The following is an 11,435-nucleotide window of genomic DNA, read 5'->3' as shown; positions in this document are numbered from 1 at the left end:
TCGGCCTAATCAGTGTACGGTTCGGTCGGGTTAGCGGACCTTCGCGCGGTCGATCCAGCCCTGGATGCGCTTCTCGGAGATGTCGGTCTCGGACTCGAGACGGCCCGCGTCGGCGTCGGCGAGTTCGGCGACGGTTTCGACGCCGGCGTCGGCCAGCCGATCCGCGTAGGCGGGACCGATCCCCTTGATGACGTCGACCGGTTCGTCGGGGGTATCGGACGGCTCGCCGTCGGCCTCGTCGCTTTCGGCCGACGACTCCTCCCCGTCGGTCGCTGTCGCGTCCTCGGCCTCCTCGAGCGCGTCCCCGCTCTCGGGGGTGGAGTCGTCGACCGTCTCGGGCTCGCTCGCCGGTTCGGTCTCGGCTCCGTTCTCGTCCGTGTCGGCCGACTCGACCGAGTCGGACGGATCCTCGAGTTCGACGCCCCCGGCCTCCGGCTCGGCGTCGTCGACGAACTCCTCGTCGTGGACGTCCTCCTCGGCGGGCACCTTCGATTCGGTCGGCGCCGCGTCGGACTGGTCGGGCCCCGTCGCCTCGGCCGGCTCCGCCGCCGCGTGCGGGGCGTCGTTGACGTCGGTCATCGACCCGGTCGAGGCCGCGGCCGCGGTTTCGGCGGCCGCCGACTCCTCGTTGGGGTCGGCCCCGCGCTCTCGTTCGACCGTTACCCCGACGTCCCGGGCGTCCCCGCGCTCCGAGTCGGAGTCGTCGAACCCCAACAGCGACTTCAGCTTTTGGAGGATTGCCATTAGCTGGATATAGTCGACTCCCACCACTTAAATTCGCCTGATACCCGAGCTGAACGACAGGTTCGGCGCTCGAGGCCTACAGCCGCGAGCGAAGCGCCTCGTTCATCTCGTCGACGGGGGCGGTTCGATCCGTCCACAGCTCGAACGCCTCGACACCCTGGTACAGCAGCATCCAGGCGCCGTCGACGGTCGTCGCCCCGGCGGCGGCCGCGTCCCGCAGCAGGCGCGTCTCGAGGGGGCGGTACACCGCGTCGAGCACGGCCAGCTCGCCGTGGAGGACCTCGGACGGCACCGGCGTCGCGTCCTCCTCCATCCCGACGCTCGTCGCGTTGACCAGAACGTCGGCGTCGTCGACGGCGTCCTCGAGGTCCTCGAGACCGCGTCCGTCGGCGCCGGGAACCTCGGCGGCGAGTTCGCGGGCCGTCGAGGCGGTCCGGTTGGCGATCGTCACCGCGGCCCCGGCGTCGGCGAGCCCGAACGAGATCGCACGCCCGGCGCCGCCGGCGCCCACCACGAGGGCGTCGGCGCCTTCGAGGGCGACGCCGTGGTCCCGCAGCGCCCGCAGGGCCCCGGCGGCGTCGGTGTTGTGGCCGGTCGGCTCCGCGCCCGAGAAGTCGATCGTGTTCGCCGCGCCGATCCGACTCGCCAGCTCGTCGGGCTCGACGAACTCGAGGACGTCCCGCTTGAACGGGATCGTCACGTTCAGCCCGCGAATGCCAAGCGCGCCGGCGCCGCGGATCGCCGCCTCGAGTTCGTCCGGAGCGGGCTCGAAGGTGACGTAGCGTGCCTCGAGCGCGAGTTCGTCGTAGGCCGCCTCGTGCATCGGCGGCGACAGCGAGTGGCCGACCGGGTTGCCGAGCAGTCCGTACACGTCCATGGGATCACTCGCCGCGCGGCGGGGATAACCGGTGCGACTCCGGCAGCGTTTCCGCCGGGCGGGTTCCGGGTCGCTTATACGGCGTTCTCGAGTAGCGGTCGCCATGCTGTCGGAAACCGGATTCTCGCTGCTCCTGTTGGGCGCCGGGATCGTCGCGCTGTACGCCGGAGCCGAGTTGCTGGTCGCCGGGGCCGGCCGCCTCGCGCTCGGGATCGGCCTCCGCGCCGCGACCGTCGGCGTCACCGTGATCGCGTTCGCGACGACCGCCCCCGAGCTGTTCGTCGCCACGATCGGCGCCCTCGACGTCTCGACCGACATCGGGCTGGGCGCGGTCGTCGGTTCGAACATCGCTAACGTGGGGCTAGTACTGGGCGTCTCCGCGCTCATCAAGCCGCTGTCGGTCGGCGAGATCGTGATGAAACGCCACGTTCCGTTCATGGCGATCGCGGCGCTGTTGCTCGTCGCCTTCGGCGCGAACGGACGGATCGGCCGGCTCGAGGGGGCGATCTTCCTGCTGGTGCTCGCCGGCTTCACCGCCTACTTGCTGTACTACGTCAACGCCGACCCGATGCCGGCCGAGGAGACGCCCGAATCCAGCGGCGGCGTCTCGGTTCGAGACGTCGCGCTCGTCGGCGGGGGACTGCTCGCGCTGGTGGTCGGCTCGCGGTGGCTCGTCTCCGGCGGGACCGACCTCCTGCTCGCCTTCGGCTTCTCGGAGCTGTTCGTCGGGCTCACGGTGCTGGCGCTTGGCACCTCGCTGCCGGAGCTGGCCGCCTCCGCGATCGGGGCCCTGCGCGGACAGACCGAGTTCGCCGTCGGCAACGTCGTCGGCTCGAACATCTACAACGTCCTCGCGGTGCTCGGGATCGTCGCCCTGATCACGCCGATCGAGGTCGCCGCGAGCACGATCCGGTTCGAGATCCCGGTACTGGTGGGGTTTACCGTCGTCCTGATCGGAATGATGGGGTATGGCCGCCGCCTCACCCGGCTCGACGGCGCCACCCTCCTCGCGGCCTACCTCGGATTCGTCTACCTGCTCGTCCCGTAGAACCCAAAGGATTTGGGAGTGGACTTTACGGGATACCCGCTGTACGAAACGTATGATCGAACCGGAAGAAACCACGTACGTCGGGAAGGCCTGCGCGTACATCACCCGGGAGACGGGCGAGTTACTCGTCTTCGAAGGCCCGGGACACGAGGGTCTGCAGATCCCGAAGGGGACCCTCGAGGGTAACGAATCCCCTCGAGAGGGGCTGTTCCGCGAGGTACGCGAGGAGAGCGGTCTGATGACGCTGCAGGGTGCCGAGCACCTCACGACGGACATCTGGGTGCGACGCCCGTCTCCGCCGAAGTACTACGTCCGTCACTTCTTCCACGCGACCGTCCACGAGCCCCGGGACAGCTGGACGCACACGGTCCGGGACGGCGGGGACGAGCACGGCTCCGAGTTCGAGTTCAGCTGGATCGAGCCGACGGGCGACCGCGAGTTCGCGCTGGATCTCGACGACTACGTCGGCCTGTTGCCGTCCGCGACGGCCGGCCCGGATCGGCCGGTCGCCTCCGACTGACGCGTTTCCGGAACGAAAACGGAGAGTATTCGAGGCGCCGTCCCCGAGCGTTCGTCGTGATCGCAATCGTCGAGAGCCGCGCCGACAGCGCCTCCGTCCACGTCTGCGAGCGGCTCCGGGAGCTCGCCGACTGGACCGAACGCGAGGACGACGCCCGCCCCGCGGGCGACGGCGGCGGCACGTACTACCGCCTCGAGGACGCCGAGTTGCGCTCGTTCGACGACCTCCACCTCGAGCTCGAACGCCCCGCCGAGGCCTTCGACTGCGACCCCGAGCTGCTGGTCTTCGCCTCCCGGCACTCGGGCGACACGGGCGCCCTGCTGACGGGCCACTTCACGGGAAGTTTCGGCGCCGCGGAGTTCGGCGGCGATGACGACTCCCTCGCCGAGGCCTGTCCGAACGCCCTCGCGCGACTGCTCGAGGCCTTCGAGACCCACGCGCCCGAGGGGTACGACGTCGGGATGGAGTGTACCCACCACGGCCCCAGCGACGTCGGCTGTCCGTCGCTCTTTGCGGAGCTGGGCAGCGACGAACCCCAGTGGACCGATCCCGACGGCGCCGCGGCCGTCGCGCGAGCGATCCTCGAGCTCCGCGGAGTCGACGCTCACCGCGATCGGCAGGTCGTCGGCTTCGGGGGCAACCACTACGCGCCTCGCTTCCAGCGGATCGTCGAGGAGACCGAGTGGGCGGTCGGCCACGCCGCCGCCGACTGGGCCCTCGAGTCGATGGGCCACCCCGAGAGCCACCGCGAGGTGATCGAGCGCGCCTTCGAGGCGAGCCGCGCCGAACTGGCGGTGCTCGACGGCGAGTGGCCCGTCCTCGAGGACGTCCTCGACGACCTCGACCGCAGGATCGTCGGCGAGACCTGGCTGCGCGCGGTCGGCGACCGCCCGCTCGAACTCGTCGGCGCCGTCGAGGACGAACTGGGCCGCGTCGAGGACGGCGTTCGCTTCGGCGACCGTCGCGAGGTCTCCTTCGTCGTCCGCGAACTCCCGGCCGACCTGCTCGAGACCGCCCAGGGGATCGACCCCGACCGGGTCCGGGAGCTGGTCGAACGCCACGCCGTCGCCTTCGAGACCGAAAACGCCGGCAGCCGCGTCGGGAGCCGCGTCGCCCTCCCCGACTCCGGGACGAAACGGGAGCTTATCGAGGCCGTCGCCGACGTTCTCGAGGCGAAGTTCGAGCGCGTCGCCCTCGAGGACGACGCCGTCGTCGTCGAGGAGCTGGCGTTCGATCCCGACCTCGCCCGGACCCTCGGGGTTCCGGAGGGGCCGGCGTTCGGCGCGCTCGCGGACGGGGAGGCGGTGACCGTCGACGGCGAGCGGATCGACCCCGACGCCGTCCACCGCGAGCGGGACCGCCGGTTCGAGTTCTGACCGGTTCGATCCCGGAGGGAAGTCCCCGATTGTTCCGCCCCGCCCCGCGATCGGTCGGTTCTCGAGTTCCGACACGTAACCCCGCGTTATCCCGCCTCCGGGCGGCTGACGTGTAGGGGAAAGGTAATTATGCTCCATCTACTACAGGCTCCCAGGAATGGACTCTCTCATCGAAGACGCGATCGACGAGGCCGAGACCGCGGAGGGGGACGTCCCCGCCGACGCGTCGCGGTCGGGCCAGTCGGGCGCGAACGGGGCCGACAACAGCGGGACGATGACGGACGACGAACTCGAGGACGTTCTGCAGGATCTCCAGACCGACATCACGGTCGTCGGCTGCGGCGGCGCCGGCGGCAACACCGTCAACCGGATGCACGAGGAGGGGATCCACGGGGCCAAACTCGTCGCCGCGAACACCGACGTCCAGCACCTCGTGGAGATCGAAGCCGACACCAAGATCCTGATGGGCGAGGACAAGACGGGCGGTCGCGGCGCCGGCTCGCTCCCCCAGGTCGGCGAGGAGGCCGCCCTCGAGAGCCAGGAGGACATCTCCGGGGCGATCGAGGGGTCGGACATGGTCTTCGTCACCGCGGGGCTGGGCGGGGGCACCGGTACCGGTTCGGCGCCCGTCGTCGCGAAGGCGGCTCGAGAGTCCGGGGCGCTCACGATCTCGATCGTCACCACGCCTTTCACCGCGGAGGGAGAGGTCCGCCGCACGAACGCCGAGGCCGGCCTCGAGCGCCTGCGGGACGTCTCCGACACCGTCATCGTCGTCCCCAACGATCGCCTGCTGGACTCGGTCGGCAAACTGCCGGTTCGCCAGGCGTTCAAGGTCAGCGACGAAGTACTGATGCGGTCGGTGAAGGGTATCACCGAACTCATCACCAAGCCCGGCCTCGTCAACCTCGACTTCGCCGACGTCCGCACCGTCATGGAACGCGGCGGCGTCGCGATGATCGGCCTGGGCGAGTCCGACTCCGAGGCCAAGGCCGAGGACTCGGTCAAGACCGCGCTGCGCTCGCCGCTTTTGGACGTCGACATCTCCGGGGCGAGTTCGGCGCTGGTCAACGTCACGGGCGGCAACGACATGTCCATCGAGGAGGCCGAAGGCGTCGTCGAGGAGATCTACGACCGCATCGACCCCGACGCCCGCATCATCTGGGGGACCTCGATCGACGAGACCCTCGAGGGCAGCATGCGGACGATGATCGTCGTCACGGGCGTCGAGTCGCCCCAGATCTACGGCAACGGCGACGGCGAGTCGACCCAGCCGGAACGCGGCTCCGGGGCGCGGGGTCGGGGCGGCGCTCGCGGCGAGGACGACATCGACTTCGTCAACTGATCGGCGGACGCGACTCGCGGGACGCTTCTTCGCAGAATCGCCGGCGCCGTCAGTCGTCGGCCGTGGCCGGCTCCCCGCCCGCGAGATCGCCCTCGATGCTCGGGGGGTACTTCCCGCGCTCGAGTTTTAGATCCGACTGGGGGCGAGCCATGCAGGTCAGCGCGTAGTTCTCGGCTTCCTCCTCGGTGAACCCGCGGGCCGCGGGCTGGGTGACCTCGCCCTCGAGGATCTCGGCGGTACAGGCCAGACACATTCCGACGCGGCAGGAGTACTCCTGGGCGATCCCCTCCTCGAGACAGCGGCTGAGAATCGTCTCCTTGTCGGTACAGGTGATCGACTCCCCCGTGCCGACGAACTCGACCGTGTACTCAGTCATACCGAACGGTACGGAAGACCGCACTAAAACTCTTTATTACGATTCGTCGCCCTCGAGCCGACGAAATCGACCGACGACGGAGCCGTGCCCGCGGGTCGCGATCCGAGCGAGCGAAGATATGCACATAAAACGTTTTCTTACCGCGGAGTTCACACTGTCCTATATGAGCACGCAGGAGCAGTCGGTCGACGCCGCGACGCCGGGCACCCGATCGGCGGACGTGGTCGTCGTCGGCGCCGGAACCGCGGGCAGCTACGCCGCAGCCACCGCCGCGAGCGAGGGGTACGACGTCGTCCTCCTCGAGCGCAAGTCCGAGGAGGAAGCGGGCCACATCGCCTGCGGGGACGCCCTGAAGGGCGCGGCCGATTTCCCCGACGCGATCCCCAAGTCCCAGCTCGAGCCCGCCTTCACGAACACCGACGTCGACCACGGCCGCTTCGAGATCCCCCAGGAGGACACCGTCCTCGAGATTCCGATCCCCGGGGAGCTGGCCGTCGTCGACCGCTGGGAGTACGGCAAACTCGTCATCGAGGGCGCCGCGAACGCAGGCGCGGAGATCCACTACGACACCGTCGTTCAGGACGTCACCCAGGCCGAGGACGGTCGGGTTACGGGCGTGCGGGCGACCCGGAAGGGCGAGCCCCTCGAGTACGAGGCCGAGATCGTCGTCGACGCCGCGGGCTCGCTGTCGGTGCTGCAGGACCACGTCGACTTCTCGGGGTCGACGTTCGACACGAACGTGAACTACACCCACTTCTGTTCGGGCTACCGCGAGGTCGTCACCGTCGACGACCCCGTCGAGTGGTCCGACGCCCTCGTCTTCAAGCCGACCGACCGGGCCGCGGGCTACCTCTGGTACTTCCCGCGCACCGAGACCGAGATCAACGTCGGCCTGGGCTTCCAGATGACCGAGGAGCCGATGAAACTCGTCGAGAGTCTGAAGCGCGACCTCCGGAACCGCCCGGAATTCGAGAGCGCGCAGGTCGACGACAAGCTCGGCGCCGCGCTCCCGACGCGTCGACCCTACGACTCGGCGGTCCACCCGGGCTACGTGGCCGTCGGCGACGCCGCGGGCCACGTCAACCCGACGACGGGCGGCGGGATCGCGGGCGCGGCCTACGCCGGCAAGTACGCCGCCGAGGCTGCCGTCGAGGCGATCGAGGCCGGCGACGTCGGCGAGCGAGCGCTCTGGGAGTACAACCAGCGCGTGATGGACCACTTCGGCGCCCGCTACGCCGCCCTGGACGTCTACAACATCCTCTCGACGGCCGTCGACGTCGACGACCTGATGGGGCTGCTCGCGGCGATGCCCGGCGACAAGCTCGCCGAGGCGCTGTACTCCGGCAGCACGGACATCGGAACGAAGCTCAAGCTCGAGGCCCTGCTCAAGAGCCGCGACCACTGGGGGACGATCTGGAACCTCTACAAGACGAAGCGGTGTGCGGACGACCTGCTCGAGCACTACGGTCACTACCCCTCGCACCCGGGCGCACTCGACAGCTGGCAGGACCGACGCGACGACCTGATGGAGGCGGTCTACGAGACGACGGGCGCCGATCCGAAGTACTAACACCGACCCGCTACTCTGTCGTTCGAAAGCGCTTCGCTCACGAAGCCACTCCGTCCTCCCCTCCACTTCGTTTCGGGTCAGTCGTCGGCCCGCTCGCCGCTTCGAGGCTCGCGGTGGGAATCGGCAAGCGCCTGCCCTTCCCCGGGTTCTCGCGGTGGGACCGCGCTCTCGGCCGAGCGTCGGTGCGAATCGCCGACCGAATTTCCTACTCTGTTAGGGAAAGCCGACTATTCCTGTCCCCTGTAATGAGTATCCATGTCGCAAGGACATACCCGTCGACGCACGCTAGCGCTGGTCGGAACCGCGGGCGCCGGTCTGGTCGCTGGCAGCTTCGCAGCGGCGAGCGACGAACACGGCGGCGAGGATCACGGCAACGAGTCCGACGAAGATCACGAGGACGACGGTGCGGAGGCGACGGCCCGCGTCCGTGCGGCCCACCTCTCGCCGGACGCGCCGAACGTCGACGTCGCGGTCGAGGGCGAGACCGTCCTCGAGGACGTTCCCTTCCGCGCGGTCAGCGACTACCTCGAGCTCCCGGTCGGCACCGCAAACGTCGCCATCTCGGCGACGGAGGATCCCGATACGGTGGTGTTCGACGAGGAACTGGAGCTCGCCGAAGGGGCCTTTACGATCGCCGCGCTGGGCGAGCTCTCCGGAGAGACCCAGCCCTTCGCACCGGCCGTCCTCGAGGACGACCCGAGCGATCCGGGCGAGAACGCTCGCGTACGGCTCGTCCACGCCTCGCCCGACGCCCCGGCGGTCGACGTTACCGCCGGCGACGGCGAGACGGTGCTGTTCGAAAACGTCGCCTTCGGGGAGGCCGGGGCCCTCGAGGTGCCTGCGGGCGAGTACACCCTCGAGGTCCGCCCCGCGACCGACTGTAACGACGGCGACGTCGTCGCCGAGTTCGACGTCGCGCCCGAGGCCGGCGGCGTCTACAGCGCCTTCGCGGTCGGCTACCTCGAGCCCGACTGCGCGCCGGCCGACGAGGCGTTCGACCTCGAGGTCGTCGCGGACGCCACCGGCGACGGGAGCGGAGAGGACGGTGGCGACGAGCACGGCAACGAGTCCGACGACCACGGCAACGAGTCCGACGACCACGGCAACGAATCAGACGATCACGGTAACGAGTCCGACGATCACAGTAACGAATCAGACGAAGACTACTGAGACGTCCGCTGCCGCGACGATCGACGCCGACAGCCACTGACCTCTTTTTCCGTCACCGTCGATTACAGCGATTCGAGGAGAACGCCCACGACGTCAGCCGTGGGAGGGTGTCAGGGGCGCTCGGTAGCAATCCGTTCGATCGCGCCCGCGATCGTCTCGATCCCCTGGCCGATGCTATCCTCGTCGACGTCGAACGTCGAGGTGTGGTGACCGCCGGGGTGGTCGGTACCGACGCCGACGTAACACGCCAGCCCGCCGTTCTGTTGGACTTCCCGCATCAGGAACGTCGCGTCCTCGCTGCCCCCGAGCTGGTCGCGTTCGAGGACGTTCTCGACCCCGGCGACGCCGCCCGCGACGTCGGCGACGACGTCGGCGAGTTCCCGGTCGCTCGTCGCACTGGGTGCGTCGGCGCCGATCTCGAGGGCGACCTCGCAGTCGTGCATCTCGGCCGCGGATCGCATCACGCGCTCGGCTTTCCCGTACATGTACTCCATCAGTTCGGTCGTCTCGCCGCGCACCTCGGCGACGATGCGGGCCTCCTCGGGGATGACGTTGGCCGCACTGCCGCCCTCGACGACGCCCGCGTTGATCCGGGTAGCGCCGTCGCTGTGGCGCGGGATGCCGTAGCAGTTCTGGACCGCCGTGGCCATCGCCTGGACGGCGTTGCGGCCCTGCTCGGGGTGGCCGCCGGCGTGGGCGGGCTCACCGGTGAACGTGGCCACGAGGTGGCGCACTGCGAGGAAGCCGTCGATCCCGGCGACGATCTCGCCGGTCGGGTGGTCCAGCCCGACGTGGAGCGCGAGCAGGTAGTCGACGTCGGCGAGGTGGTCGCTTTTGGCCATCGACTTCCCGCCCCCGACGACCTCCTCGGCGGGCTGGAAGAAAACCTTCAGCGTCCCCTCGAACTCACTCTCGGCGATCCGTTCGAGGACGCCGATCCCGATCGTCGCGTGGGCGTCGTGACCGCAGGCGTGCATCGCCCCGTCGTGTTCGGAGCGAAACCCCTCCGCGGCGGGCGCGTGGTCCGGGTCCTCGGACTCGGGCTGGGGGAGGCCGTCGATGTCGACCCGGAGCCCGACCGTCGGCCCCTCGCCGCGCTCGAGGACGGCGACGGCGCCCGTGTACCCGCCCTCGAGGGTCTCGAGGACGTCCTCGTCGGCGCCGTGGTCGCGGGCCCGCTCGAACCAGGTCTCGAGTTCGGCCTCGTCGGGGACGCCCATTCGGTGCTCGCCCGCGAGGGCGTCGGGGCCGACGTGGAGTTCTTCGAGGTCGAGACGGGACCGGAGCTCCTCGACGATCCTCGCGGTGGTGTAAAACTCCCGCCAGGCGGGCTCGGGTTTGCGGTGGAGGTCGCGACGCAGCGAGACGAGGTCCGGATCGGTGGACATGGCGCCGTCTTCGTCGGGCGCCCTCAAAGCAGTGGCGGGTCCTTCGAGACGGCCGTCTCAGTTTCCTCGCCCGGCGCCGTGGATCTGCTCGACCTCGGCCTCGATGTGGACCGAGTCCGGGAAGTTCTGTTCGGCGATGTTTCGCGCGAGGTCGTCGTGACCGTGGATCTCGAGTTCCCGCGTGAAGACCGTGTACTCCCAGGACGCGAACCGGCGCTCGTCGTCGCCGTGCAGGCGAGCGTGCTGGGGGACGGTCAGCTTTTCCGGGGGGTGAGAGTGGGGCCCCTTCAGCGCCGCACCCTTGCGCTCGGCGGTGGATTTGATGTCGTCGACGATGCCGTCGAGTGCGGCTCGATCGCCGCTTTGAAGCGTGAGCCGGGTGACGAAGGTCATGCTGTACGACCTTGAACGGCCGGCGCGTAAAAACCTGCTGAGATCCGGTGCCGGCGGACGCACGGTCCGATATTCTCTTAACGTCGGGCACGTTACTCGAGGTAATGGCAGTCGAAGCTACGAGCGCAGGCGCGATCCTCTTCCGCGATACGCGGGGCCGGCGCGAGTATCTTCTACTCAAGAGCCGCCCGGGCGACTGGGAGTTTCCGAAGGGCGGTGTCGAAGGAGATGAAGAGCTACAGCAGACGGCGATCCGCGAAGTAAAGGAAGAGGCAGGTATCGACCAGTTCAGACTACTCGACGGGTTTCGCGAGGACTACGACTACGTCTTCGAGGCCAACGGGAAGACGATCCACAAGACCGTCCACCTCTTTATCGCGAAGTCGTTCGAGGCCAGCGCGGAGCTCTCGAACGAGCACCGCGACCTCCAGTGGCGCGACTACGAACAGGCGATAAACACCGTCACTCAGGACGGGCCCCGCGAGATCTTAGAGGAGGCCCACGAGTACCTGGACGTGATTCTGGAGGAAGACGAGGAGTAGGCCCCCGCCGCCGACCCGAGCCGCGACGGAACAGCGGTCGGCGAGTCCGGGCTCCGTCGATCACGTCGATCTACGGCGACCGCCGACCG

Annotated in this window: 12 protein-coding genes; 7 read left to right on the top strand and 5 right to left on the bottom strand. The window is 69.1% G+C overall.

Annotated elements, in window-relative coordinates:
• Window positions 1–30: 30 nt before the first annotated feature.
• Both C492_RS20105 and C492_RS20100 read right to left on the bottom strand, forming a co-directional pair.
• Complete coding sequence (locus C492_RS20105; protein ID WP_008426996.1) at window positions 31–744, bottom strand: helix-hairpin-helix domain-containing protein; 714 nt, start codon at window positions 742–744, stop codon at window positions 31–33.
• Window positions 745–820: 76 nt separating this feature from the next.
• Complete coding sequence (locus tag C492_RS20100; protein WP_008426995.1) at window positions 821–1,621, bottom strand: shikimate dehydrogenase; 801 nt, start codon at window positions 1,619–1,621, stop codon at window positions 821–823.
• A gap of 103 nt (window positions 1,622–1,724) precedes the next feature.
• Here C492_RS20100 and C492_RS20095 point away from each other — a divergent pair, with 103 nt between their 5' ends.
• From C492_RS20095 to ftsZ, 4 genes are all read left to right on the top strand, one after another.
• Window positions 1,725–2,669, top strand: coding sequence for a calcium/sodium antiporter (locus C492_RS20095; protein WP_008426994.1), 945 nt, complete (start codon window positions 1,725–1,727; stop codon window positions 2,667–2,669).
• Window positions 2,670–2,721: 52 nt separating this feature from the next.
• The gene (locus C492_RS20090) at window positions 2,722–3,189 is read left to right on the top strand and encodes an NUDIX hydrolase (RefSeq protein ID WP_008426993.1); all 468 of its coding nucleotides are present in this window, start codon (window positions 2,722–2,724) and stop codon (window positions 3,187–3,189) included.
• A gap of 56 nt (window positions 3,190–3,245) precedes the next feature.
• A complete protein-coding gene (locus C492_RS20085; protein ID WP_008426992.1) occupies window positions 3,246–4,565 on the top strand; it encodes a D-aminoacyl-tRNA deacylase in 1,320 nt (439 codons plus the stop codon).
• 157 nt (window positions 4,566–4,722) lie between these two features.
• Window positions 4,723–5,907, top strand: a complete 1,185-nt coding sequence (ftsZ, locus tag C492_RS20080) for a cell division protein FtsZ (protein ID WP_008426991.1) — start codon at window positions 4,723–4,725, stop codon at window positions 5,905–5,907.
• A gap of 49 nt (window positions 5,908–5,956) precedes the next feature.
• Here ftsZ and C492_RS20075 read toward each other — a convergent pair whose 3' ends face one another.
• Complete coding sequence (locus C492_RS20075) at window positions 5,957–6,283, bottom strand: 2Fe-2S iron-sulfur cluster-binding protein (protein ID WP_008426990.1); 327 nt, start codon at window positions 6,281–6,283, stop codon at window positions 5,957–5,959.
• 163 nt (window positions 6,284–6,446) lie between these two features.
• Here C492_RS20075 and C492_RS20070 point away from each other — a divergent pair, with 163 nt between their 5' ends.
• A complete protein-coding gene (locus tag C492_RS20070) occupies window positions 6,447–7,853 on the top strand; it encodes a geranylgeranyl reductase family protein (protein WP_008426989.1) in 1,407 nt (468 codons plus the stop codon).
• Window positions 7,854–8,108: 255 nt separating this feature from the next.
• Window positions 8,109–9,023, top strand: coding sequence for a DUF4397 domain-containing protein (locus C492_RS20065; protein WP_008426987.1), 915 nt, complete (start codon window positions 8,109–8,111; stop codon window positions 9,021–9,023).
• Window positions 9,024–9,133: 110 nt separating this feature from the next.
• On the opposite strand, the gene C492_RS20060 is transcribed toward C492_RS20065, so the two are convergent.
• Window positions 9,134–10,411: an amidohydrolase gene (locus C492_RS20060; RefSeq protein ID WP_008426985.1), complete on the bottom strand. Its 1,278-nt coding sequence runs from the start codon at window positions 10,409–10,411 to the stop codon at window positions 9,134–9,136.
• A 57-nt stretch (window positions 10,412–10,468) separates the two neighbouring features.
• A complete protein-coding gene (locus C492_RS20055; RefSeq protein WP_008426984.1) occupies window positions 10,469–10,804 on the bottom strand; it encodes an uS10/mL48 family ribosomal protein in 336 nt (111 codons plus the stop codon).
• Window positions 10,805–10,908: 104 nt separating this feature from the next.
• Here C492_RS20055 and C492_RS20050 point away from each other — a divergent pair, with 104 nt between their 5' ends.
• Window positions 10,909–11,346, top strand: a complete 438-nt coding sequence (locus tag C492_RS20050) for a bis(5'-nucleosyl)-tetraphosphatase (protein ID WP_008426983.1) — start codon at window positions 10,909–10,911, stop codon at window positions 11,344–11,346.
• Window positions 11,347–11,435: the final 89 nt, after the last annotated feature.

This window comes from Natronococcus jeotgali DSM 18795, from assembly GCF_000337695.1.
In the GTDB taxonomy this organism is placed as follows: domain Archaea; phylum Halobacteriota; class Halobacteria; order Halobacteriales; family Natrialbaceae; genus Natronococcus; species Natronococcus jeotgali.
Note: the sequence above shows the minus strand (reverse complement) of the source record. Positions and strands in the feature narration are given on the sequence as shown.

What these genes read in the sequence shown, in the direction of transcription:
- C492_RS20090 (WP_008426993.1), top strand. Translation starts at nt 2,722, where the DNA reads ATGATCGAACCGGAAGAAACCACGTACGTCGGGAAGGCCTGCGCGTAC.
- C492_RS20075 (WP_008426990.1), bottom strand. Translation starts at nt 6,283, where the DNA reads ATGACTGAGTACACGGTCGAGTTCGTCGGCACGGGGGAGTCGATCACC.
- ftsZ (WP_008426991.1), top strand. Translation starts at nt 4,723, where the DNA reads ATGGACTCTCTCATCGAAGACGCGATCGACGAGGCCGAGACCGCGGAG.
- C492_RS20095 (WP_008426994.1), top strand. Translation starts at nt 1,725, where the DNA reads ATGCTGTCGGAAACCGGATTCTCGCTGCTCCTGTTGGGCGCCGGGATC.
- C492_RS20060 (WP_008426985.1), bottom strand. Translation starts at nt 10,411, where the DNA reads ATGTCCACCGATCCGGACCTCGTCTCGCTGCGTCGCGACCTCCACCGC.
- C492_RS20055 (WP_008426984.1), bottom strand. Translation starts at nt 10,804, where the DNA reads ATGACCTTCGTCACCCGGCTCACGCTTCAAAGCGGCGATCGAGCCGCA.
- C492_RS20100 (WP_008426995.1), bottom strand. Translation starts at nt 1,621, where the DNA reads ATGGACGTGTACGGACTGCTCGGCAACCCGGTCGGCCACTCGCTGTCG.
- C492_RS20050 (WP_008426983.1), top strand. Translation starts at nt 10,909, where the DNA reads ATGGCAGTCGAAGCTACGAGCGCAGGCGCGATCCTCTTCCGCGATACG.
- C492_RS20070 (WP_008426989.1), top strand. Translation starts at nt 6,447, where the DNA reads ATGAGCACGCAGGAGCAGTCGGTCGACGCCGCGACGCCGGGCACCCGA.
- C492_RS20105 (WP_008426996.1), bottom strand. Translation starts at nt 744, where the DNA reads ATGGCAATCCTCCAAAAGCTGAAGTCGCTGTTGGGGTTCGACGACTCC.
- C492_RS20065 (WP_008426987.1), top strand. Translation starts at nt 8,109, where the DNA reads ATGTCGCAAGGACATACCCGTCGACGCACGCTAGCGCTGGTCGGAACC.